Below are 23,482 nucleotides of genomic sequence, written 5' to 3' on the forward strand. Positions count from 1 at the left end.
CTCGCGCGCTCCGACGACCCGTCGGCGTCCACGGTCACACCTGCCCGGTACCCGGCCGGGCGGCTAGGGAACGTCGCCCCGCCAGTCGTACACCCGGGCGCCGGCGCCGCGGGGCGCGTACACCGCGCGGCCGCCCGCGCCGTAGCGGCCCATCTCGGTGGGCAGTCCGACGCCGTGCCTCAGTTCCGTCTCGCTGCGGCCGGTGACGTCCAGCAGCAGACCGTCCAGCGGGCCCCCGGCCAGCTGGACGTACGACCGTCCGGCGCGCGGGCCCGGATCGTCGTGGTCCGCCCCGTAGACCCTGCCGCGCATGAACTCCAGTTCGTCCATACCGGCAGGGTGGCATCCGGCACTGACAACCGGGCCTACGCCCCGTCCGCGCCCGGCGTCCAGGGGGGCAGCGTCCGTCCCTCGCTCCAGGCGAGCAGGGCGTCGCGGTTCACGCACACGATGCCGCACTGTTCGGCGTACTCGACGGCCGGCGCGGTGAAATCACTGGTGGTGACGACGAGGGCGACGTCCGCCTCGTGGACGGTGAAGCAGGTGCCGCCGAAGCGCTGGAGGTCCTGCGAGCCCACCTTGTTGTCGTCGCCGTAGCGCTTGCACTGGACGACGAGGCGGCGCCCGTCGGGGGTCAGGGCCGTCACGTCGGCGCCCAGGTCCCCCGCTCCCCCGACGACCTCGACCCGCTCGCAGCCGTCCCGCGCGCACAGGCCGGCTATCGCCGCCTCGAACTCCTCCGGGCTCAGGGCACCGTGGTCGATGACCGGGGCGGCGGGCGCGGCGGCCGTGGGGAGGACGTCGTCGTACGCCCCGGCCGGTGCGGGGACCGCGGGCGTGAGCGGGGAGGGAACGGGGTCGTCCAGGGCGTCGAGCGCCGTCGACGTGGCCTCTTCCAGGGCCTCACCGGCCCTGCGGGCGATCCTCGCCGCGGACGGCCTGCGCCGGCTGCGTCCGTGGGCCAGCAGGGCCGCGACGACCACGCACAGCAGGACGACGGCCCACACCGGGCGCCGCTGCACGACCGGGGCCAGCGCGCGCACCGCGAAGCCGGCGACGATCAGGGCCGTGGCGAGCAGACCGAAGAACATGGCCGTCGCCCGCAGGTCGAAGCGCTGCCCGTGGTGTCTCGGACGGATGCGGCGCTGGTGCGTGGTCACCCTGGTGGTTCCTCTCTCGCGGCCGGCGGGACGTGCACCCGGGGTCCACGGGACCCTGAAGATCACATACGCCGTCTGCCCCGGATCGGGCCGTTCACCGGCGTGCCGCACACCGGCGCGGGGTAGGGGCGGTGTGTGCCGACCACGGCGACCGGGGAGGCGGACGATGGACTGGCGGAACTTCGCGCGGCAGATGGCTTCCATGGCGCGCGATCTCCTGGCCGAGCACACCCTCGACGCGACCCTGGAGCGGATCACGCGCAAGGCGGTGGAACTCGTCGACGGCTGCGACGCCTCCGGGATCCTCGTCCTGCAGGGGGACCGGGTGAGATCGCTGGCGCCGACCGCGCGGCTCGTGACCGACAGCGACCGCCTCCAGGGGTGCCTGCGCGAAGGGCCCTGCTTCGACGCGGCCCGGCCCGACCGGGCCGAACGCCTCTTCCGCATCCCCGACTTCACCGCGGAGCCCGAACGCTGGACGTCCTTCGTGCCGCGCTGCCGGGAGCTCGGGGTGGGCAGCATGATGGGTTTCCTGCTGTACACCCGGGAGGAGGAGCTGGGAGCCCTCAACATGTACTCCCACAGGCCGGGCACGTTCACCGAGGACAGCGAGACGGCCGGCTGGCTGCTGGCCTCCCACGCGGCGGTCGCCTTCTCCACCGCCAGGACCGACGCCCAGCTGCAGGACGCCATCGCCACGCGGCATCTGATCGGCGAGGCGATGGGCATCCTGATGGGCCGCCACCGGGTGACGGAGGACCAGGCCTTCGACCTCCTGCGCACCCGGTCCCAGCGCACCAACACGAAGCTGCGCGAGGTGGCGCGCCGGATCTGCGAGACGGACGCCCCGGACCGGTGACCGTCCGGCGGCGGTCGCTCAGCGGCCGCCGGTCCAGTCGTGGGCGACGTCGATCACGAGGCGGTCGTCGAGCCGCAGCACCCGGAACGGCAGCCGCGCCCGCACCCCGAGTCCGATCTGGGTCTCGCCCTCGAAGCTGCCGGCGAACCGCGCGTCCCTGAAGGTGCGGTACCCGGTGAGGTCCACGCCCGGCAGGGGGTGTCCGGCGCGCGCGGGATAGGTGGGCTCGCCGCTCTCGGGCGCGTACGAGGGCGCGGCCACCCGCACCTCGAGGACGGCGCCGCCGGAGACGGGGATGTGCCGGCCCGATCCGTCCTGGTGGAGACGGTCGACGTACCGGACGAAGTGGCCGAGGCCGTCGCGCGCGGCACCGGGCAGATCGACGACCATGCGGTCGTAGCAGGCGTGCCGGCCGGTCCTGACGTCCCGTACCGGCGTGGTCGTGCTGCCGGAGACGGACTCGGGCAGGCTGTCCCAGCCGGCCGGACACGCCGTGGCCCGGGCCGCCGTCGCCGGGGTGGCGGCGGCCGGTACCGCCGCCGCGGTCAGTGCGGCGCCCACGAGCACGAGGGTCGCGCAGATTGTTCGCTTTCGAAGCATTTTCGGCCCCCTGGGCTCGCATCCTTCTGGTATCGGGTGAGACGACCGGGACGGACCGAAGGTTGCGGTTCCGCCGCGCCGGACCGTCCGGCATGGCACATCCTGGTGAGGAGCGAACGGATGGGCCGTGCGTCCGTACCGGGAGGACGCGACATGGATGACGCAGCCGCCGCACCGCACGGGGAGCGGCCGGCGGACGTGCCCGGCCGCGGCACCGGGGAGAGCGCCGGGGCGGACGGGCTCCGGACGGCGCGCCCGGCGGGCCGGATCGAGGACGCGCTCGCGGAGCCCGTGGTGGCGGCGGTCCGGGACATCGGGGGGTACGGCGGTCTGGTGTACCTGCGCTCGCGGGACCGGCGCTCGCTGGTGCTGTGCGTGGTGGCCGGCGTCCCGCGGTCGCTGCTGATGACCTGGTGGCGGGTGCCCGTGGGCGGCGCACTGCCCATGTCCGAGGCGTACCGCAGGAGCGAGAGCATGTGGCTGCCGGACGAGCGGGCCATGATGCTGCGCTTCCCACAGTTCACCGCCGCGCTGCCGTACTCGTTCGGCTCCGCCTTCCACCCGGTGCACGTCGACGGCGAACCCGTGGGCGTCCTGTCCGTCCTGCGGTCGGCCGCCCGGGACCCGGTGGACGAGCCGACGGTGCGGGCGGCGCTGCACGACGCGGGGCGGGACATGGAGGAGCGCCTCGCCGCGTTCGCCCGCCGGATGCCCGGCAGGGAGGGCGCGGACGCCGTGGCGTACGGCATCGACTACGACGACCAGCCGGTCAGCGTGCGGCTGCCCACGCCGCCCGCCCAGGCCGTGTCGGTCGGCATGATCGAGTGGGACCTGGACAGCGACCGGTGGTCGGGGGACGACGACGCGCTGTCCCTGCTGGGTGTCGGCCGGGAGGAGTTCGGCGGCACCATGGCGGAGGTCGAGGACCGGGTGTCCCCCGAGGACCTGTACGAACTGCGGGCGGGCCGGCGGGAGGCGGCGGACACCGGGCAGATCAGGAGCCGGCGCTTCAGGGTGCTGGACGAGGCCGGGGAGGACGGGCGGATCCGCTACCGGCCGCTCGAACTGTGGGGGCACGTCGTACGGGCGGAGGGGGCCGCCCGGCTCCTGGTGGGCGCCCTCGTCGACGCGGCCGGCGGGATCACCGCGGCGGAGGCCGCCGAGCGGCTGCCCGACGGCGTGTTCTCCCTAGACCAGGACGGCCGGGTCGTCTACGCCAACCAGCGCTGCCAGGAACTGCTGGGCTGCGACCTGGAGCACATGCTCGGCCACTACCCGTGGGACGTGCTCGCCTGGCTGCGCGACCCGGCCTACGAGGACCGCTACCGGGCGGCGATGCTGTCGCAGGAGCCGGTGTCGTACCTGGTGCAGGACCCGGACGGCGTCTGGCTGGGGTTCGTGCTCTATCCCGGGGTGCACGGGCTGACCGGCCGCGTGTTCCGCACCGGCGCCCCCGCCAGGGGCGAGCCGGGCCGGCCCATGGCGCCGGCCGGCGGGGGCGGCGCGGCGCCCTCGGAGCTGGTAGCGACGGCCCGCGCGGGAGCCCTCTACCACGTCGTGCAGATGGCCAGCGTGCTGACCGAGGCCGTCACCGTCAGGGACGTCTGCCTGGCCGTCGCCGAGCAGTTGCTGCCCTCGTTCGGCGCGCAGGAGATCGCCCTGTACACGATCCGCGACAACCGGATGCACCTGCTGTGGGAGTCCGGTTACCCGGAGCACTTCCTCGACAGTTTCGAAGGGGTGCCGCTCAACGCGAACCTGCCCGGTGTGCACGCCCTGACCACCCGCCTGCCGCTCTTCTTCGAGTCGCCGGAGGCCCTGGTCAACGCCTACCCGCAGATCCTCCTGGACCCGATGAACGCCTGGGCGTTCCTGCCGCTGATCGCCTCCGGTCATCCGGTCGGCTCCTGCATCCTCGGCTGGACCGCACCGCACCGGTTCACCCCCGAGGAGCGCACCGCGCTGACCGCGCTGGGCGGTCTGACCGCGCAGGCGCTGGAGCGGGCCCGGCTCTACGACGCGGAGTCCGCCGTGGCGCGGGGGCTGCAGGAGGGGCTGCTGCCGCACCGGCTGCCCGCCATCGACCGGATGCTCACCGCCGGCCGCTATCTGCCCGGCACCCAGGGCATGGCCATCGGGGGCGACTGGTACGACGTGATCAGGACCGGGCGGGGGGTGGCACTGGTGATCGGCGACGTCGAGGGGCACAGCGTCGGGGCCGCCGCCGTCATGGGGCAGCTGCGCAGCGCGGTGCACGCCTTCGCCGCCAGCGGCAGGCCGCCGCAGGAGGTCATCACCCACACCAACCGGCTGCTGGTGGAGCTGGAGACGGACGTCTTCGCGACCTGCTGCTACGTCGAGCTCGACCCGGCCACCGGCCGTGCCCTCACCGTCCGGGCGGGTCATCCCCCGCCCCTGCTGCGCCACCCCGACGGGCACACGGAGAGCCTGGACCTGCCCGGTGGCGTGCTGCTCGGGGTGCTGCAGGAGGCCGTCTACCCGGTCACGGAGATCACCCTGGCGCCCGGCAGCGTTCTCGCGCTGTACACGGACGGGCTCGTCGAGACGCCCGGTGGTGACATCGAGACGGGCATCGAGGTGATCCGCCGCTCTCTGGCGCGCAGCCGCACCGACTCGGTCGAGGAGCTCGCCGACCGGCTGATCAGGACGGCCCGCCGGACCGAGGACCGCCCGGACGACGTGGCGCTGCTGCTGACGGCCTACGACTGGCGCCCCGGCCGCTGACCGCCGCCCGGCTGCCGCTGATCATCGCCGTGGTGTTCCGCGGTCTGCTCGTCGCCGTCAAGGCGGCCGTCCTCGACGTGCTCTCCGTCACCGCCTCGTACGGCGTCGTCGCCGCCGTCTTCCAGTAGGGCTGGGGCGGGCCCGCGCTCGGGGTCTTCGGCGCGGCACCCATCGAGAGCCACGTGCCGATGATGATGTCCGCCATCGTCTTCGGCCTCGGCATGGACTACGAGATCTTCCTGCTCTCCCGCGTCCACGAGGCCTGGCCGCGCACCGGGGACGCGAGGGCGTCGGTCGCCCATGCCCTGGAGATCACCGCGCGGGTCATCACCTGCGCCGCGCTGATCATAGTGAGCGTGTTCGCGACGTTCGTCGTCAGCGACGACGTGGTGGTCAAGACGCTCGGCCCGGGCCTGGCGGTCAGCGTCCTCATCGACGCGGAGGGGGAGGGAAACGCGAGGCGGCAGGCCCCATGAGGGGTCCTGCCGCCGTTCACGTGCCGCGGGGGTCGGGCCCCCGTCCCGAGGGATCAGACCGCGCCGCGCCGCACGCTGCGCAGGACGAAGAATCCGAAGACCACCAGCACTCCGCCGATCGCGGCCGGCCAGAGCTGGGCCCCGGTCTCGGCGAGGCTGCCGCTCTCGCCCTGGGCCTCGGCCTGGTTCTCGGTCTCGAGCTCGGGGAGGCTGCCGGGGACCTCGGCGGCCTGGGCCGCCTGACCGCCGTCGTCCTGGCCGCCCTCGCCGCCGCCGTCCTGGTTCCCGGCGCCGACGTCGTCACCGTTCCCGGCCGGGGTCGAGGCCTTGACGTCCGGCTGCTCGGTGGCCGGGTCCTGCGACGGCTGCTCCTGCGCGCCGTCGTCGGCCTGACCGCCGCCGTTGTTCTGGTTCCCGTCGTCGTTCTTGCCGTCGTCGTTCTTACCGTCGTCCTGGTCGTCGTCGCCGCCCTGGGCCGGGTCGTCGGGCGTGGCCGTGGGCTCCTCCGGTTCCTCCGGCTGCTGAGGCTCCTCGCCCTGGTCGCCGCCGTTGTCGCCGCCGCCGTTGCCGTTGTCACCACCACCGTCGCCGGCGCCCGCGCCGCAGGTGCGGCCCTCGTTGATGCAGGCGACGACCTCGTTCATCAGGTCCTCGTCGAAGACGTTGATGAAGTCGCCGTGGTCCGTGATCGGCTTGTGCAGCTGCTCCGGGAAGGAGTCCACCGCGAACAGCGGAGTGGTCTTGCCCCCGTCGTCGAGGCTCGGCGCGTCGACGTCGTAGACGATGCGCTGCACCAGCTGCGGCACGGCCTTGAAACCGGCCGGGCAGTTGCCAGCCTCGTCCGCGAACGCCATGTGCGTACGGTGGTTGGCGCTGTCGATGTTGCGGCCGTCCCAGCAGCTCTGGAAGTCGAAGCTGCGCACCACGTCGCTGCCCTGCGGGCACAGCGGGTACTTGTCCGTCAGCTGCCGGTCCTCGAAACCGGTGCAGCTCCAGGAGGCGTTGGCGTTGGCGGGGCCGTTGACGAACGACTTGGCGTCACCGGTGATGATGCGCAGCAGCCGGGGCATGGCGGTGACCTCGCCCTGCGGGTTGCCCTCGAAGGTCAGCGTGACCTCCTTGGGCGTGACGATCTCACCGGCGTTGCCCTCGATGCCGCCGCCCGGGGACTGGGCGTCCTGCTCCTGGGTGCCGTTCTGCAGTCGCAGCACGGGCCAGTAGTACGACGACTTGTCGCCCTGGTCGGCGCAGCTGGTCTCCGCCGCCGCCAGGTCCTCGTCACTGGAGAAGGCGTTGGTGGCCTGGTTGCCGATGTAGTCGTGGAAGTGGTGGGCGCCGTTGCTGACACCCGGTGCGGCGATCACGTTGTCCGAGTTGAACAGACCGTTCTCGTTGACGCCGCACTCGCTGGTGAAGGTGCCGCGGGAGGCGTTCTCCGTCTGCTTCGGCTCGGTGACGTTGGGCTGGACGCTCTCGATGTCGACGTAGTCGCCGACGACGGGCCCGTTGCCGGCCTGACCGCCGTTTCCGCCCTGGTCCTGGCCCTGATCCTGCTGGTCCTGGCTCTGACCCTGCTGATCCTGGCCGTCGCCTCCGTCGCCCACCTGCTCGCCCTCGTCGCCGGCGCCCTCCTGCCCGGCGTCCGACTGCCCGGCGTCCGGCTGTGCGGCGTTGCCGGACTCGCGCACGGCGCAGTCGGCGAGTTCCTCGAGGCCCTCGGGCCGGTCGCCGACCCGGTCGATGGCGGTCCCGATGCGGGCGAGGGCCGCGGCACGCTTCTCCTCGAGCGGCTTGGCGATCGCGTTCTCCGCGAAGCCCGGGTCCTGGCGGAGCGCCTCGGCCGACTCCCCGATCCGCTTGTACGCCTCCGCGATCTGCGCGTCCAGGCCGGCGAGTTCCTTGTCCACCTCCGCCCGTGCCTCCTCCGGCACCGACGTCAGTTCGGTGGCCACGTCCGGGCAGTCGATCGTGGCGCCCGAGAAGACCTGCGCCTGGCCGTCGCCCTGCCCGCCCTCCTCCGTCGCGGAAGCGTAGACGTTGGCCGCCATCATCCCGCCTCCACCCAGGATCAGGGCGAAGGCGGCGAGCGTCGCGCGCTGTTTGGGCCGTCTGCGTGTGTTGCGTGCCAAGGCGGTACTCCTACGCTTCTGTCGCGGGGGGTGAGCAAGGGATTCCCACGCCCCATACGCAGGCGGGCCGCCGCGCGTTCAAAGGCCTCACGGATTTCTACGCGGAACCCCGGAAGAACCCGGTCCCGTACGCGCCGGTCCCCGCCGGACCTCTGCGGTCCGGCGGGGACGTGGGGACGGGAGCGGTGGGGTGCCGGTGAATCAGCCGAAGTTCACGTCACTGCACAGGAAGTACGTCTGGTCCATGTGCGAGGCCTGCCAGATCGTGTAGACGACGTGGCGGCCGCTGAGGCCGGAGGTGCTCACCGGGATCGAGTAGTTCTGGCTGGGCGCGTACGAGCCGGTGCGGGCCACCTGCTGGAGGTCGTCCCAGCCCAGCTGCTCGGTGGTGGGGTCGAAGCCCTGCCGGGTGACGTAGACGAGGAAGTAGTCCGCGCCGTGGCCGGCCTGGTCGTACAGCTTGACGGTGAAGTCGTCGTCCACGTTCGTCGTCTTCCAGGCGCCCACCGCGTCGAGGGAGTCGTAGCGCCCGCCCTCGGCGTGCCCGCCGCTGCACAGCCGGCCGTTGGGGACGACGGCCTGGAAGTTGCCGGCGGAGCCGTTGCGGTAGAGACCGTTCCAGTTCCACATGGCGTTGGGGTCGTCCTGCCACGCCTGCCAGCACATCGGGTCTTCCTGGGCCATCGCCGGGTTCTGGAAGTCGCTCCCCCAGCGCTGCCAGCAGCCGTAGTTGCGGGACGCGGGGTCGATCACCGAGCCGTGGGCGACGGCGGTACCGCTCCAGGGGATCAGACAGAGCAGCGCGGCGACGGCCGCGGTCAGGGCGAGCGACAGACGGGACCGAAGCGATAATACATCATGCCCATGCCAACTCATGGATTCCTTCTTTTCGTTGCGGGGGGATTGTGGGGGGATGGGGTGCGCCCCCACGATGACTATGGGAGCGCTCCCAATGCACAGGCTGCGCCCGTCGAAGCAGAGCGGCAATGCGCGTTCACGCCACTTCCGCTCGGACGATGGCGCGTTCGACGCGTTCGACGGAGACCGGCGCCGGCCCCTCAGAGTCCGTCGAGGTCGTGCGTCGTACGGCCGAGGCAGACGACCGAGTCGTCCATCGGGGCGTCGATCTCCTCGAAGCCCATGCGGTCGTAGAAGGCCCGGGCGGGCTTGTTGGCGGTCGCCATGACGAGGTGGACGGACGGCACTCCCCCGTCCCGCAGGGCCTCGAGGAAGGTCCGCATCAGCTGCCGCCCGTAGCCGCGCCCCTGCCAGTCGGGCAGCAGGTCGATGTGCAGGTGGGCCGGCCAGGCGGCCAGTTCCGGGACGATCATCCGCTCGGGGTGGTGCAGGAGCAGGGCGATCGCCTCGTCCGGGGTGGCCGGCGGGCCGGACGGCTCGGGGTGGCGGTCGGCCACCAGGGGCAGCCACGCGGCGCGGAAGGTCCTGGCGAAGCGGACGGTGTCGGCGGTGCCGACGATGTAGCCGACCGCCCGGCCCCGGCCGTCGTCCAGCACGAAGGCCAGCTCCGGCTCCAGATGGACGTAGGGCGCGGCGAAGGTGTCGGGGAAGACGGTGGGGTCGGTGTAGTGGGGGCGGCTGTCCTGGCCGTTGTGCGCGGTGCGGATGCAGATGTCGTCGAGGGCCGGTCGGTCCTCTCGGCGGTACGGGCGGATCCTGGGGGACTCGGTCATGCTGGGCATCCTGCCCACCTGGGAGCGCTCCCACAACCTCTTTCCGGCCGGTCCGGGCCCCGGCTCCCCGGCTTATCCCGCCGGTCCCTGGTTACCCGGGACACATGAAGCTGCATATCCCGGGGCGGAACGGCCGGCAGACCGACGAGAGCGCGACGGACGAGCCCCGTCCGGGTCACGGGAGCGCCGGGGCGGCGGACGAGCCCGGCCCCAGCGACGAGGTGGAGCGGGCGGCACCGGACACGCCGGGCGAGCTGCCGAAAGGCGCGTGGGGCGCGGCACTGAGAGGCAGTCTGCGCGAGTTCAAGGACGACGAGCTCACCGACCGGGCCGCCGCCCTGACGTACTACGGCGTGCTGGCGCTGTTCCCGGCACTGCTGGCCCTGGTGTCGGTCCTGGGTCTCACCGGCAGGTCCACCACGGACAAGGTGCTGGAGAACCTCCAGGAGCTCACCGCCCCCGGCGCGGCCCGCGACATCCTCACCCAGGCGGTACAGCAACTGCAGGGCAGGGCGGGCATCGGGTCGATCGTGGCGATCGTCGGTCTGGTGCTGGCCGTCTGGTCGGCGTCGGGTTACGTGGCGGCGTTCATGCGCGCGGCGAACGCGGTCTACGACATGCCCGAGGGGCGCCCGGTGTGGAAGGTGCTGCCGGTACGGATCGGGGTGACGGTCGTCCTGATGGTGATGGCCGTGATCAGTGCGCTGATCGTGGTCTTCACCGGCGGACTGGCCCGTCAGGCGGGCGATCTGCTCGGCCTGGGCGACACCGCGCTGACCGCGTGGTCGATCGCCAAGTGGCCGGTGCTGGTCGTCCTGGTCGTCATCATGATCGCGCTGCTGTACTGGGCGGCTCCGAACGCCCGGGTCAAGGGGTTCCGGTGGATCACTCCGGGCAGTTTCCTGGCGCTGGTGATCTGGCTGATCGCCTCCGCCGGGTTCGCCCTCTACGTGGCCAACTTCGGTTCGTACAACAAGACGTACGGCACGATGGCCGGCGTCATCGTGTTCCTGATCTGGCTGTGGATCACCAACCTGGCCATCCTGCTGGGGCTGGAGTTCGACGCGGAGATCGCCCGGCAGCGGGCCATCGCCGGGGGCCATCCGCCCCAGGCGGAGCCGTACACGCAGCCGCGCGACACCCGGGCCTGGGACGAGCAGGACCGACGGCGCATGGACGAGACCTGAGGGCGCCACGGTCGTCGGCGGGGCTCAGTCCATCAGGCCCGCGGCGACCGTGGCGCCCAGCTCCCAGCACCGTTCGACGGCGGCCCGGTCCGGTTCGCCGGTGACGGTCACTCCGTCGGCGGCGCGCCGCCAGCCGAGGCCCGTCGTGATCGACTCGATGCCCCGCACCGCGCCCGTGACGTCGTTCCCGCCGTGCACGTAGTACCCGAAGGGCCGGCCCCGGGTGGTGTCCAGGCACGGGTAGTAGACCTGGTCGAAGAAGTGCTTGAGCGCGCCCGACATGTAGCCGAGGTTGGCCGGGGTGCCGAGGAGGTAGCCGTCGGCGTCCAGGACGTCGGCGGCGGTGGCGGACAGCGCCGCGCGCCGCACCACCCGGACGCCCTCGATCTCCTCGGTGGTGGCGCCCGAGAGGACGGCCTCGAACATCGCCTGGCAGTTCGGCGAGGGCGTGTGGTGGACGATCAGCAGAGTCGGCACGCCCCGACCCTGCCGTGCCGGTCCACGTGCCCGCAAGCCGCCACGACCGGTGTCCCGTTGTGGCGGCGGGGCGGGAGTGGCACGATGCCCCGCATCGGTACGCGACGGACGGAGTGCGTCTTGGTCGACGAGGATCACGGGTCACCGGCGGCGGCGGTGTTCGACGCGCTGGGCGGCGAGTACGAGAAGGCGTTCGCCTCCTCACCGGCGCACCGGGCGTCGCTGGACCGGCTGCTCGAGGGGCTGGCGCCCGGCAGCAGGGTGCTGGACGTGGGCAGCGGGACGGGCCGTCCCACGGCCGCCGCGCTCGCCGGGGCCGGCCACCGGGTGCTGGGCGTCGACGTGTCCCCGGTGATGGTGGGGATCGCCTCCCGGCAGGTGCCCGGGGCGGAGTTCCGGTGTGCCGACATCCGCCGGATGCCGCTCGAGGACGGTGCGTTCGACGCGGTCTGCGTGTACTTCGCGCTGCTGCAGATGACCCGGGCGGAGCAGTCGGACCTCGTGCGCCGGCTGGCGCGGGCGCTGCGGCCGGGCGGCCTGCTGGCGCTGGCCACCGTGCCGCTGGACGTCGAGGGGTTCGACGGCGTCTTCATGGGACAGGACGTGCGCGTCACCAGTTTCGCGGCCGAGGACGTCGTCGCCCTCGTGCGCGGGGCGGGCCTGGCGGTGGAGTCGCAGGAGAGCGTGATGTTCGCCCCGGACCATCCCGACGCCCGGCCGGAACCGCAGCTCTTCCTGCACTGCCGCCGCGAGGAGGCGTAACCCCTCGGCCGGCCGGTGTGACGGATCGTCGGGAATGACCGGCGCGGAATCAGGTACTCGCATTCCGTTCCCCATCGGAAAGCGAGGTAGCCGACGCATGTCGCAGGTAGAGGAATCGATCGAGGTCGACGTCCCGGTCCGCACCGCCTACAACCAGTGGACCCAGTTCGAGAGCTTCCCGGAGTTCATGAGCGGGGTCGAACGCATCGAGCAGCGCGGTGACACGCTCACCCACTGGGTGACCAAGGTCGGGGGTGTGGAGCGGGAGTTCGACGCCGAGATCACCGAGCAGATCCCGGACGAGCGGGTCGCCTGGACCACGGTCGACGGCGAGGCGCGGCAGGCCGGGGTCGTCACCTTCCACCGCGTGCGGGACACCACCACCAAGGTGATGCTGCAGATGGACTTCGACCCGCAGGGGATGGCCGAGAACGTGGGTGACAAGCTCGGCTTCGTCAAGCGGCAGGTCGGTGGTGACCTGAAGCGGTTCAAGGAGTTCATCGAGCGGCGTGGCCTGGAGACGGGCGCCTGGCGCGGCGAGGTCTGACCTCGGCGGGGGCGCGCCGCCCCCGTCCGGTACGACGTCTTCGTGGTCCCGGCCCCACCCGGTACGAGGCCTTCGTGGTCCCGGCCCGCGGGCCGGGACCACCGTCGTCTACGGCAGTGGTTTCGGCCCGCCCTGTGCGGCCTGGAGGTCGGCGAGGAGTTCGGCCTGCCCCGCGAGCACGCCGGACAGGATGGTGCGCGCCACCCGCAGCAGCTCCGCCACGTGCGGGCTGGTCAGCGAGTAGTACACGGTCGAGCCCTCCTTGCGGCCGACCACCAGGTTGGCCCGCCGCAGCACCGCCAGCTGCTGCGAGAGGTGGGCCGGCTCGATGCCCACCTCGGGAAGCATCTCCCCGACCGCGTGCTCGCGCTCGCTGAGCAGTTCCAGCACGCGGATGCGGGCGGGATGGCCCAGTGTCTTGAAGAACTCGGCCTTCAGCTGGTACAGCGGCGTGGTCATCGTGCCGTCCCCTTTCCGGCGCGGCAGCGCGGCCCGGGCGGCCGGTCCTCGGTCCATCGCCTCGTCTGTTCGTCGGCGTCCGCCTCGACGCTTTCCGACATTAGCAACTCGGTACATCCCCGCCGCCGGGTGGTCGTGGACGGTGGGCTCACAGGGGGAGCGTGATCCAGACGCTCTTTCCCCGGCCGTCGTCGTCGCCCCGGACCACGGCGGTGCCGCCCAGCCCGTGGGTCAGTTCGACGACCATGGCCAGACCGCCCGTCCCGGTGCCGTCCGGCCCGGACAGGCGCGGCCGGTGGGGGTGGCGGTCGTGCACGGCGAACACCAGGCAGTCGGCGCTCGCCGCGTAGACCACCGTCGTCTGCGGGGAGACCTCGGCCGCGTGCCGGACGCTGTTGGTCACCAGTTCGCTCAGGATCAGCAGGGCCGGGCCCACCACCGGGTGGTGCTCGCCGACGCCCCACTCCGCCAGGGCCCGCTCGGCCGTCTCGCGGGCGAGGCGCACGGCGCCGGGACCGGTGGGCAGGGTGAGCACATGGCGGTGCGGCAGGGTGTGCGGCGCGGAGGTCGTCACGGCGTCTCCCGGGCGGGCGCGGGCACCGTGGCCGGGGAGTCCGCCGCCCGCAGGACACCGTCGCGTTCCAGGTGGTCGCGGGCGGCGCGGATCGCCTCGGGGGTCGTGGTGTACTCGCGGCCCTCGTGCCGCAGCAGTTCCAGCGCGCCCACGGAGTCGAGGGCCCGGCGGTGCTCCGGGCGGACGCCGGACGCCATCACGCCGATGCCGCGCCGCCTCAGCTTCGTCACCACGTCCTTGAGGACCAGGGCCCCGGTGGCGTCGACCACGCTCACATGGGACATGCGCAGGACGACCACGCGCACGTCGGCGAGTTCGGTCAGCTCCAGCAGGAAGCGGTGGGCGGCGGCGAAGAACAGGGGGCCGTCGATGCGGTAGGCGACGATGTGCTCGGCCAGCAGCTCGTGCTCCTCGTCCGTGTGGTCGCCCCGGTCGAGCGGCAGTGGGGCGAGCCGGGCCTGCCGGGCGACGGCGCCCAGCGCGAGGACGCCGGCGACGACCAGGCCGATGATCACCGCCTGGACGAGGTCGAGCGCGAGCGTGGCGACGGCGGTCAGGACGAGGATCAGCGCGTCGGAGCGGGTGGCGCGGGCCATCGCGCGCAGCGAACCGGCCTCGACCATGCGGACGGCGGTCGCCAGCAGCACGCCGGCCAGGGCGGCGAGCGGGATCCGCGACACCAGCGGGGCGGCCGCGAAGACGATCACGGCGAGGACGGCGGCGTGCGTCAGCGAGGCCAGCCGGGAGGTCGCGCCGGTGCGGACGTTGACGGCGGTGCGGGCGATGGCGCCGGTCGCGGGGACGCCGCCGAACAGCGGGGCGGCGATGTTGGCGAGGCCCTGGCCGAACAGTTCGCGGTCGGAATCGTGCCGCTGTCCGACGGTCATGCCGTCGGCGACGGAGGCGGACAGCAGCGACTCCAGGGCGGCCAGCGCCGCCACGGCCAGGGCGGGCGCGAGCAGGCTGCCCAGGGCGCCGGTGTCGACGAAGGAGAGCGAGGGTGCGGGCAGGCCCGGGGGCAGGTCGCCGATCGGGCGTGCCCCGTCCAGGCCGGCCGCCTCCGTCACGACGGTGGCCGCGATCACCGCCAGGACGGAGAAGGGGACGGTCGGCTTCCAGCGTGCCCCGAGCAGCATCACGGCCGCCACGGCGAGCGCCAGGGCCGGGGACGTCCAGCCGGGGTCGCGGACGAACTCCCCGCCCGCCCGCCAGGCCACCACCAGGACCCGCTCCCCCTCGGGCACGGGCACACCGAGGGCGTTCGGGATCTGCTGCAGTCCGATCACGCACGCGATGCCGAGGGTGAAGCCCTCCACCACCGGCGCGGGCACGTACCGCATGCTTCCCCCGGCCCGCAGCAGCGCCAGCGCGACCAGGATCACGCCCGCCATCAGACCGACGGTGAGCACGCCCGCGGGTCCGTGGTCGGCGACGATGGGCACCAGGACCACGGTCATCGCCCCGGTCGGCCCGCTCACCTGGAGGTTGGAGCCGCCGAACACGGCCGCCAGGGCCCCGGCGACCACGGCGGTGGCCAGCCCCGCCTCGGCGCCGAGCCCGGAGGAGACACCGAAACCGAGCGCGAGCGGCAGCGCGACGACCGCGACGGTCAGGCCGGCGAGCAGGTCCCGGCGGGGATGGCGCCGCACCTGGTTCGCGTCGGCGCGGGTGGGCAGCAGCGAGGTGATCCGGGACCGGATTCCGGCCTGCGACAGCGGTACGGACACGGACCCTCGACTTCGGATACGACTGTATGACGGATATAGCATGTAGCCAATTGCTAAATTTGGCAATTCCGCAGGTCAATGAGGGTCCCCCTGCCGAGCCGCTGCGCCCTCAGCCCGTCATGCGCCTGCGCCACGACGGTTCGACCCGGCGCCACTCGGTCTCCCACGCGTCCAGGCACCGCAGTCGCAGCCGGGCACGAACGAGCCAACCGCCGAACAGGACCGCTCCCCCGGCGGCGACGGCGACCATGATCCCGGCCATGACGGTCTGGAACCGCGCCTCCGCGCCCTCGGGCGGTGCGGGGACCTGCCGGCCCGCAGGGTCCGTCCACACGGTGACCCCGGTGCCCGCCGGGCTTCCCGGGTCGACCTCGGCCCGGCCCGTGCGGCCGGTGCCGTCGGGGGCGGTCCACCGCACCTCGGCCCATACGCCACCGTCCCCGCCCCCGTTCTCCGTCACCGACGCGGACGGCCCGGCGGCGTCCTCGGCCAGTACGGCGGGGACGGGGACGGCCCGCTCCCGGCGCTCGGCGAGCGACCCGTCCACGGCCCCGGCCGCCGTCAGGCCGCAGAGCGCCCCGAGCAGCAGGGCGAGGACGACCGCGGCCAGCCCCAGCCAGGCCTCGGCCAGATCGCTGCGGCGGCGCAGCGGGTTCCTCCGCCACCGCCACAACCGCACCCTCCGGGGTCCCGCACCCTGCGTCCTCGCCATCGGAGGTCACCTCCTCGCGTGGGTGACGAACGGCGCCTCACTCCAGGGTGGACCCGGCCGCCCCGCTCCCGCACGGGCCGAACGGCCCGGTCCTCCGGTCCGTCCGTCAGACCGTCGGGTGCACGGGCACCACCTCGTGCTGCGGAACGCCGAGGACGACCTTGAGCGCCCCGGTCTCGGCGGCGTTGCCGAAGACGTCATAGGCCTCCTGCATGTGGTCGAGCGGGAACGTGTGGGTGACCAGCCGGCGGGTGGGCAGCCGGCCGGCGGCCGCCATCCGCAGCAGGGTGGGGGTGGAGCGGGTGTCCACGAGTCCGGTGGTGACGGTGATGTTCTTGCTCCACAGGTCCTCGAGGTGGAGTGTGGCGGGCGCGCCGTGCACGCCGACGTTGGCCAGGTGCCCGCCGGGCCGCACCATGCGGGCGCACAGTTCGAAGGTCTCGGGGACGCCCACCGCCTCGATGACCACGTCCGCGCCGAGGTCGCCGGTGAGGTCCGCGACGAGTTGTTCGGGGCCCTCACCCGCGTCGGCGACGACGTCGGCGCCGAACTCCTTCGCGGCCTGCAGCCGGGGGGCGGCCACGTCCACGGCGACGACGCGTTCGGGACCGAACAGCCGGGCGGTGGCGATCGCGGCGAGCCCGACGGGTCCGGCGCCGACCACGACGACGGTGTCGCCGGGACGGACCCGCCCGTTGAGCACGCCCACCTCGTAGGCGGTGGGGAAGATGTCGGCCAGCAGCACGGCGTCCTCGTTGGCCACCGCGCCGGGCAGCGGGTACACCGACAGGTCGGCGTAGGGGACGCGTACGTACTCGGCCTGGGTGCCGTCGATCAGGTGCCCGAGGACCCAGCCCCCGCCGCCCCGGCACTGGCCGTACACGCTCTCGCGGCAGTAGGCGCAGCGCCCGCAGGCGGAGATGCAGGAGACCAGGACGCGGTCCCCGGGGCGTACGGTGCGGACGTCGCCGCCGGTCTCGACGATCTCGCCGACCGCCTCGTGGCCGAGGACGGTGCCCGGGCGGACCTCGGGCACGTCGCCCTTGAGGATGTGCAGGTCCGTGCCGCAGACGGTGACGGCGTCGACGCGCACGATGGCGTCGCCGGGTTCCTTGACGGCCGGGTCGGGGACCTCCTCCCAGGCGGACTGTCCGGGGCCGTGGAAGACGTAGCCCTTCATGCCGATCCTCACCCCTTCTCGCTGCTGCGGCGGGTTTCGGCGCCGGGTGCGGTTGCCCGTGCGTCGGCGGGGTGCCGGGTGGGTGCGGCGGGGCGCCCCGCACTTCCAGTCTGGGCGCGGGGTGGCGGATTCGCTCGGGGCGGGCGGTCCCCTGTCGGGCGGATGGCGTTCCTTTGGGGTTCCGCCTCTCGCGCCGTCGGGGTGGCCGGGTTTTTCTCGCCCCCGCCGCCCCTTCCCGTCCCGTCCCTGGGGGCTCCGCCCCCAGACCCCCGTTCGCGCAGTTCCCCGCGCCCCTTTGGCCTGATCCCCCCTTCACGTCCCCGGGGATCAGGCCACCGGGCGGGCGATGCCGTCGGTCAGGAGGTGGCGGGTTCGCCTCGCGGAGTCGCCCAGGAGTGGGGCGAGGCGGGAGGCGAGGTCGTACAGGTGGCGTACCGCTTCCAGGCGTTCCAGGCGCGGGGCGAGGGCCGACAGGACGATGGCCAGGGCGACGCCCGCCCAGGCGACGGGGCCGAGCGGGGCGCAGCCGAAGAAGTGGCTGACGCCCGGCGTCTGGACGAGGGCGGCGAGCACGGCGGCGGAGCCCAGGGCCGTCACCCACACCAGGGGGCTGTGGCGGCGCCCGGAGAGGGTCTGTGCCAGCTGGGCGCCGACCACCCCGCACAGGGCCATCGTGGTGGAGCGGCGTTCGGTGCCGGGGGTGAGGCGGCCGATCAGGTAGGCGGTGACCGCGCCGAGGCAGGTGGTGACGCCCCGGCGCCGGATGGAGCGCAGCAGGGGCGCGCCGAGAACGTCGAGGCCCATCGGTCCGGTCGCGGCGTGCGCCGCCGTCGACGGGTCGTCGCTGGGGGTCACCGCCACCGCCATGGCGGGGAACATGTCGGTGAGCAGGTTGACCAGGAGCAGCTGACGGGTCGACAGCGGTGAGGACCCGGCGAGCAGGGTGCCCAGCACGCTGAAGCCGACCTCGCCCGCGTTGCCGCCGATGAGGATGCTGACCGCGTCGGCGACGCTGCGCCACAGCGCGCGGCCCTCACCGACGGCGTCCACCAGGACGGACAGGTCGCCGGTGGTGAGCACCAGGTCGGCGGCGTTGCGGGCGGCGGCGGAGCCGCGGGCCTCGATGCCGACGCCCACGTCGGCGGCGCGGATGGCGGCGGCGTCGTTGGCGCCGTCGCCCGCCATCGCCACCACCCGGCCGGCCTGTTGCAGGGCCTCCACGACGTGCAGTTTCTGCTCGGGGGCGACGCGGGCGACGACTCCGGCGCCGTGCAGCGCGCGCACCCGCTCCGCGCGGCCCATGGTGACCAGGTCGTCCCCGGTGACCACCTCCGTCTCCTCGGGCCAGCCCAGTTGCAGGGCGATGGCGCGGGCGGTCTCCGGGTGGTCGCCGGTGAGCATGACGGGCAGGATGCCGGTCCGGCGCAGTGCGGCGAGCAGTTCCCGCGAGGTGTCGCGCGGTACGTCGGCGAGGGCGATCAGTCCGGCGAACTCCAGGTCGGCGAGGTCGGCGTCGAGTTCGGCGTCCGCGTCGGTCCCCCGGCACGGGCGCCGGGCGACGGCGAGGACGCGCAGTCCCTGGCCCGCCAGGGTGTGGGCGGTGCCGGCCGTCTCCTCGGGGAGGTCCCGGCAGGCGGGGAGGACCGTCTCGGGGGCGCCCTTGACGACGAGGAGCGCGGCGTCGCCGTCGCGGCCGACGGCCGCCGCGTAGCCGCGGCTGGCCTCGAAGGCCAGTTCGCCGTCGGCGGTCCAGCCGGTGTCGGGCGGGGCGACGTCGAGGACGGCCTCGTCGGTGGCGTGGGCGACCCGGCGCCCCTCTCCGGTCTCCTCCTGCGGGCAGGCGCGCGCGGCGAGCCGTACGACCGGTACGGCGTCCTCGGCGTCCGGGGCGAGGACGGTGCCGTCGGCGGTGGCGACCCGGACCAGGCGGAGCCGGTTCTCGGTGAGGGTGCCGGTCTTGTCGAAGCAGACGGTGTCGACCCGGCCGAGCGCCTCCAGGGTGCGCGGGGTGCGGACCAGCACGCCCCGCCGGGAGAGCCTGCGGGCGGCGGCCATCTGGGCGACGGTCGCGACCAGCGGCAGCCCTTCGGGGACGGCGGCGACGGCCACGGCGACGCCGCCGCTGACGGCGCGCCGCAGGGGGCTGCCGCGCAGCAGGGACAGGCCGGTGACCAGTGCCCCGCCGGTGAGGGTCACCGGGAGGGCCTTGCGGGTCAGTTCCTGCAGGCGGGCCTGGACCCCGGCGGGCGGCGGGACGCGGGCGGCCAGGGCGACGGCGCGGCCCGCCTCGGTGCGGTCGCCGGTGTCCACGACGAGGGCGTCGGCGCGGCCGGCCACGACGGTGGTGCCCTCGAAGACCATGCAGGTCCGCCGGGCGACCGGGGCGCCGGGGGTCGCCTCCACGTCCTTGGTCACGGGCAGCGACTCGCCGGTGAGCGACGACTCGTCGACCTCCAGCCCGTCCGCCTCCAGCAGCCGTGCGTCCGCCGGTACGACGTCGCCGGCGCCGAGACCGATCCGGTCCCCCGGCCGCAGCCGGGCGGCGTCGACGGTGACCGTGCGGTCGCGGGTGACCTGCCGGCGGGCCTTGGGCCGCTGGTGGGCGGCGAGCCGGGCCAGCGCCCGTTCGGCGCGCAGCCGCTGGAGTCCGCCCGCCACCGCGTTGATGTCCATGGCCCCGACGACGAGCAGCGCGTCGACGAGCGAGCCGAGCAGCGCCGAGGCGAGCGCCCCGGTGGCCAGGACCGGCGTGAGCGGGTCGTCGAGCTCACGGCGGACGGCGCCGGCCGCCTGCCAGGTCCAGCGGGCGGGGGCGGCCGCCGGTGTGCGGGTGAGCCGCGCGGCCCGCTGCCGGGAGCGTTCGGCGAGCAGGGCGAGTCCGCCGGGTTCGGCGTCGGTGCGGGTGTCGCTCAGCAGTTCGCGTGCCTCGTGCGGTGCCAGGGCGTGCCAGGGCACGTGCAGCCGGGGCTCGGGCGGCGTGGCGCGGGCCACGCGCAGGCCTTCCGTCCAGCCGGTGAGCAGGGCGCCCGCCGCCGCGACGTTCACCGGGGCGTGCCGGGTGAGCCGCTGCCACAGCCGGCCGCCGGGCGTGCCGCCGCGGGCCACCATCAGCCCGGACAGGGCGGCGCCGGCCCGGGCCAGGGTCTGCGAGCGGCGGCCGACCCGGCGGGCCGCCGGGACGGCCGTCAGCAGGCGCCAGACGTCGGCCAGTCCGTTCGGGGCGAGCGCGTCGGCGCCCCAGGCGAGCGCCGAGCGCGCGTCCGTGAGGGCGATCGCCACGTCGCCGGCGGGCAGTCCGGCCGCCACGTCGTCACCGCCGTGCGCGGCCACGCGGGCGACGCTCACCACGATGTGCCCGTCGTTCTGCAGCGCCCGTACGACGTCGCCGAACGGCAGGCCGGCGGGGGCGACCTCGTCGGCGAGACGGGTGATGTCCTTCAGGTCGGAGCCGCCGGTGACCACGACGTGCAGCCCGGCCCGGCGGGCCGCGTCGAGGACCGCTTCGGCGCAGGGGTCGACGGGGTCCTCGAACACCGCGGGCGCGCCGTCGGCGGGCCGTGCCCGGCCGCGCAGGGCGTCGGCGTGCAGGACCAGGGAGTCGGCGATCTCCAGCTGCCGCAGCCGGGCGGCGCTGCGGACCAGGACCCCGGACCGGGCGAGGTGGGTGCCGAGGAACGCGTCGAAGGCGGCGGGGCCGTAGCGCGCCGCCTTGGGGGATCCGGCGAGGACGGCCTCGGCCGCCTCCCCGGTGTCGTGGGTGACGAGGAGGGTGGCGGCGGCGCCCGCGACGCTGCCGGTGCCGGCGTGCGCCGCGTACGCCTGGGCGGGCGTCACCCGCAGGGGCGGGCGGGTGCCGGCGGGGCAGGGGACGCTGGTGCGCCGTTCGAGGCAGACGTCGTCGTGCAGGGCCTCGAAGGCGGCGGCCCGGGCCGTCGCCTCGGTCAGCTGGCCGGTGCGCACCAGTCCGTCGAGCACCAGGGACACGGGTGACTGTCCGGCGCCGTGCGCGGCGGCGTTGGCGGCGGCGAGGAGGAGTTCCATGCCGCCGCGGCCGAACCGCTGCCGCAGCAGGGCGCGGAAGCGGGGGTTCTCGCGCAGCAGGGTGACGGCGGCGGTGACCGCCTTGGGGCTGCGGGGCAGGCCCAGCGCCCGGCCCGCCAGGGCGCCGGCCGTGCCGGCGGCGTCCAGCAGCAGCGCGGCGGCGGCGACCCGTACCTCGCGGGGGTCGCCGGGGTGGGCCGTGTCGTCCTCCTCCTCGGGGCCGGCGTCCTCGGTCAGTCCGAGGCGTGCGGCGAGCGCGACGGCGCGCTCGGTCACCCGGTCGCCGGCCGCGTCCGTCACGGCGGTCACCACGAGCCGGGACAGTCCCTCGTCCCAGTACGCCGTCAGCACGTCGGGGTGGTCGAGCAGTTCGGCGGCGACCCTGCGGGCGAGCGGGGCGGTGGCGCCGTCCGGGTGCCGCAGGGCCAGGTGGACGTGGTGTCCGGCCCGCCAGTGCCGGCCGCCGCCGAGGGCGTTGCGGGCGACGTGGCCGAGGCGGCGCGTCGTGTCGTGGACGGACGTCATGCCCCGCGCGGTGCCGCGGGCGGCGCCCGCGGCGGCTCCCGCCACGGCCCCGGCGAGGGGGGCGACGTCGAGACGTGTGAGCATCGGTGGGGTCCCGTCGATCGTGGCTCAGCCGGTGTGCCGGGCGTCGCGCGACGGCCTGGGTGCGGCGTCCGGGTCCGGACGGGGGGTGTGGTGCTCGCCGTGGTGCAGGGTGGCGCCGGCGACCTGTTTCAGGGCCGAGGCGGTGGCGGTGTCGCCCACCTTGGCGGGCTGTTCGCGCACGGGGGGCCGTGCCCGGCGGTCGCGGTCGCGGGAGGGGGCGAGCCGGTCGCCGGGGCCCGTGGGCGGCCGGTCGTCCGACGTGCCGCTGCCGGCCGGTTCCCCGTGGTGTCCGTCCGCGCCCTCCGGTGACTCCGCGCCCCGTGCGCCGTCGGGCCGCCGCGCGGGGCGCGGCCGGGTGAGCCAGGCGACGGCCGCGCCGGTCAGGGCCACCGGCCACTCGACGACGCCGGCCGCCCCGAGCACTCCGGCTCCGGCGTAGACGGCCATCCGGCGCCCGCGCGGGGAGACCGCGCCGATCGCGTCCAGGGCGCCACCGGCCACCCTTCCCACCTGCCGCGCGCCCGGCAGGTTCCGCAGGCCCGAGGCGACGGTCCGCAGGGGCCCCGGAAGATCAGACGGACGGGACGTGTGCTGTTCCATGCCGGCCTCCATGAGCGAGTCCCTCACGGCACTCATCACCTTCCCTGCCTTTTGCCCCATATTCGGCCTTTGTCAGACAAAGCGCCTTTCTTGTACCTCCGTGACGGCGAGGGGCCGCACAGCGCCCCGGTCCGGTCCGGGGCCTTTCGCCCGCGCCCGTGTCGGAACGGGCACGCCGGGTACTAGGTGCAGGCACGCGGCGGCCGCGCGGACCGCCCGGTGGGCGAAGGGAGTGGTCATGACGGAGAACGGCGAGGACGCCACGCTCGCCCGGCCCCCGGGGACCCGGGAGCTCCGTCTGGCCACGGACGCCCCGGGGCCGGTGCCGGCGCACGCCGCGCGCGGCGGCGCACGGGTCCAGGAGGACGACCCGGAGCTGCCCCGCGACCGCAACCAGGCGATCCTGGAGGCGACCAAGCAGGTCGGCGCGGTGCTCAAGCGGGGCGGGCACCTGTTCGCGCTGGCCGGCAGCGTCGCCGTGCACGCCCACGGCGGCAGTGGGAACCTCCAGCACGACGTCGACTTCTGCATCCGGCCCGAGGACGCCGAGTCGGCGGCCGCCACGCTCCGCGAGGCCGGGCTGACGGTGTACACCCCGCCCGAGGACTGGCTGATCAAGGCCACGTGCTTCGGCCAGGACGTGGACCTCATCTTCGAGCTGGCGCACCGGCCCGTCTCCACCGAGATGCTCCGGCGGGCGCGGGAACTCCCGGTGGAATCGGTGCGCATGCCGGTCCTGGCGCCCACCGATCTGCTGACCGGCCTGCTGGCCGCCTTCTCGGAGCACCACTGCGACTTCGGGGCCGTCCTGCCCATCGCCCGCGCCCTGCGCGAGAAGGTCGACTGGGAACAGGTGCGGCGCGACTGCGGGGACGAGCCCATGCCGGCCGCCTTCTTCTTCCTCCTGGAACGCCTGAACGTCATCTGAACGTCCGCGGAAGGGAACG

General features: G+C 74.3%; 20 protein-coding genes and 1 pseudogene. 7 read left to right on the forward strand and 14 right to left on the reverse strand.

All coding sequences use genetic code 11. The annotated features are described in order from the left end of the window. Positions 1–63: 63 nt before the first annotated feature. Entirely contained in the window at positions 64–330 is a 267-nt protein-coding gene (locus tag ACH5AO_RS14910) for a hypothetical protein (RefSeq protein ID WP_398924656.1), read from the reverse strand. A 35-nt stretch (positions 331–365) separates the two neighbouring features. Beyond that, positions 366–1,160, reverse strand: coding sequence for a restriction endonuclease (locus ACH5AO_RS14915; RefSeq protein ID WP_398924657.1), 795 nt, complete (start codon positions 1,158–1,160; stop codon positions 366–368). A gap of 166 nt (positions 1,161–1,326) precedes the next feature. Between ACH5AO_RS14915 and ACH5AO_RS14920 the strand changes: the two genes are divergently transcribed. Further along, a complete protein-coding gene (locus ACH5AO_RS14920; protein WP_398924658.1) occupies positions 1,327–2,019 on the forward strand; it encodes a GAF and ANTAR domain-containing protein in 693 nt (230 codons plus the stop codon). A gap of 18 nt (positions 2,020–2,037) precedes the next feature. Here ACH5AO_RS14920 and ACH5AO_RS14925 read toward each other — a convergent pair whose 3' ends face one another. Beyond that, positions 2,038–2,619: a hypothetical protein gene (locus ACH5AO_RS14925; protein WP_398924659.1), complete on the reverse strand. Its 582-nt coding sequence runs from the start codon at positions 2,617–2,619 to the stop codon at positions 2,038–2,040. A 153-nt stretch (positions 2,620–2,772) separates the two neighbouring features. Here ACH5AO_RS14925 and ACH5AO_RS14930 point away from each other — a divergent pair, with 153 nt between their 5' ends. Both ACH5AO_RS14930 and ACH5AO_RS14935 read left to right on the forward strand, forming a co-directional pair. Beyond that, the gene (locus ACH5AO_RS14930; RefSeq protein WP_398924660.1) at positions 2,773–5,364 is read left to right on the forward strand and encodes a SpoIIE family protein phosphatase; all 2,592 of its coding nucleotides are present in this window, start codon (positions 2,773–2,775) and stop codon (positions 5,362–5,364) included. After that, positions 5,355–5,804: pseudogene (locus tag ACH5AO_RS14935) on the forward strand (MMPL family transporter); the annotation flags it as partial. The gene ACH5AO_RS14930 and the pseudogene ACH5AO_RS14935, both read left to right, overlap by 10 nt. An 89-nt stretch (positions 5,805–5,893) precedes the next feature. Here ACH5AO_RS14935 and ACH5AO_RS14940 read toward each other — a convergent pair. The 3 genes from ACH5AO_RS14940 to ACH5AO_RS14950 form a co-directional block, all read right to left on the reverse strand. Then, entirely contained in the window at positions 5,894–7,888 is a 1,995-nt protein-coding gene (locus ACH5AO_RS14940; protein ID WP_398924727.1) for a DUF1996 domain-containing protein, read from the reverse strand. Between the two features lie 282 nt (positions 7,889–8,170). After that, on the reverse strand, positions 8,171–8,845 hold the full coding sequence (locus ACH5AO_RS14945; RefSeq protein ID WP_398924661.1) for a lytic polysaccharide monooxygenase: 675 nt from the start codon (positions 8,843–8,845) through the stop codon (positions 8,171–8,173). A gap of 182 nt (positions 8,846–9,027) precedes the next feature. Further along, a complete protein-coding gene (locus ACH5AO_RS14950; RefSeq protein WP_398924662.1) occupies positions 9,028–9,660 on the reverse strand; it encodes a GNAT family N-acetyltransferase in 633 nt (210 codons plus the stop codon). A gap of 104 nt (positions 9,661–9,764) precedes the next feature. Between ACH5AO_RS14950 and ACH5AO_RS14955 the strand changes: the two genes are divergently transcribed. Then, entirely contained in the window at positions 9,765–10,847 is a 1,083-nt protein-coding gene (locus ACH5AO_RS14955) for a YihY/virulence factor BrkB family protein (RefSeq protein ID WP_398924663.1), read from the forward strand. Positions 10,848–10,871: 24 nt separating this feature from the next. Here the strand turns inward: ACH5AO_RS14955 and ACH5AO_RS14960 are convergent, their stop codons facing one another. Beyond that, positions 10,872–11,324 (reverse strand): flavodoxin family protein, encoded by a 453-nt coding sequence (locus ACH5AO_RS14960; protein WP_030869489.1) that lies wholly within the window; start codon positions 11,322–11,324, stop codon positions 10,872–10,874. Positions 11,325–11,408: 84 nt separating this feature from the next. Here ACH5AO_RS14960 and ACH5AO_RS14965 point away from each other — a divergent pair, with 84 nt between their 5' ends. Both ACH5AO_RS14965 and ACH5AO_RS14970 read left to right on the forward strand, forming a co-directional pair. Continuing rightward, entirely contained in the window at positions 11,409–12,086 is a 678-nt protein-coding gene (locus tag ACH5AO_RS14965) for a class I SAM-dependent methyltransferase (protein ID WP_398924664.1), read from the forward strand. A gap of 97 nt (positions 12,087–12,183) precedes the next feature. Next, on the forward strand, positions 12,184–12,633 hold the full coding sequence (locus ACH5AO_RS14970) for an SRPBCC family protein (protein ID WP_030869494.1): 450 nt from the start codon (positions 12,184–12,186) through the stop codon (positions 12,631–12,633). Between the two features lie 108 nt (positions 12,634–12,741). On the opposite strand, the gene ACH5AO_RS14975 is transcribed toward ACH5AO_RS14970, so the two are convergent. The 7 genes from ACH5AO_RS14975 to ACH5AO_RS15005 all read right to left on the reverse strand — a co-directional run bounded on the left by ACH5AO_RS14975 (position 12,742) and on the right by ACH5AO_RS15005 (position 22,535). Beyond that, positions 12,742–13,092 (reverse strand): metalloregulator ArsR/SmtB family transcription factor, encoded by a 351-nt coding sequence (locus ACH5AO_RS14975; protein ID WP_030869497.1) that lies wholly within the window; start codon positions 13,090–13,092, stop codon positions 12,742–12,744. A gap of 148 nt (positions 13,093–13,240) precedes the next feature. Then, positions 13,241–13,666, reverse strand: coding sequence for an ATP-binding protein (locus ACH5AO_RS14980; protein ID WP_398924665.1), 426 nt, complete (start codon positions 13,664–13,666; stop codon positions 13,241–13,243). Beyond that, positions 13,663–15,393, reverse strand: a complete 1,731-nt coding sequence (locus ACH5AO_RS14985) for a SulP family inorganic anion transporter (RefSeq protein WP_398924666.1) — start codon at positions 15,391–15,393, stop codon at positions 13,663–13,665. Before ACH5AO_RS14985 ends, ACH5AO_RS14980 begins: the two co-directional genes overlap by 4 nt. 109 nt (positions 15,394–15,502) lie before the next feature. After that, complete coding sequence (locus ACH5AO_RS14990) at positions 15,503–16,105, reverse strand: hypothetical protein (protein WP_398924667.1); 603 nt, start codon at positions 16,103–16,105, stop codon at positions 15,503–15,505. A 106-nt stretch (positions 16,106–16,211) separates the two neighbouring features. Next, positions 16,212–17,285 (reverse strand): zinc-binding dehydrogenase, encoded by a 1,074-nt coding sequence (locus ACH5AO_RS14995; RefSeq protein WP_398924728.1) that lies wholly within the window; start codon positions 17,283–17,285, stop codon positions 16,212–16,214. Positions 17,286–17,612: 327 nt separating this feature from the next. After that, positions 17,613–21,935: an HAD-IC family P-type ATPase gene (locus tag ACH5AO_RS15000; protein WP_398924668.1), complete on the reverse strand. Its 4,323-nt coding sequence runs from the start codon at positions 21,933–21,935 to the stop codon at positions 17,613–17,615. Positions 21,936–21,959: 24 nt separating this feature from the next. Next, positions 21,960–22,535, reverse strand: a complete 576-nt coding sequence (locus tag ACH5AO_RS15005; RefSeq protein ID WP_398924669.1) for a hypothetical protein — start codon at positions 22,533–22,535, stop codon at positions 21,960–21,962. Positions 22,536–22,773: 238 nt separating this feature from the next. On the opposite strand from ACH5AO_RS15005, the gene ACH5AO_RS15010 reads away from it, so the two are divergent. Beyond that, positions 22,774–23,463, forward strand: coding sequence for a nucleotidyltransferase family protein (locus ACH5AO_RS15010; protein ID WP_398924670.1), 690 nt, complete (start codon positions 22,774–22,776; stop codon positions 23,461–23,463). Positions 23,464–23,482 lie beyond the last annotated feature (19 nt).

It is taken from the genome of Streptomyces sp. NPDC018964, assembly GCF_044390325.1.
In the GTDB taxonomy this organism is placed as follows: domain Bacteria; phylum Actinomycetota; class Actinomycetes; order Streptomycetales; family Streptomycetaceae; genus Streptomyces.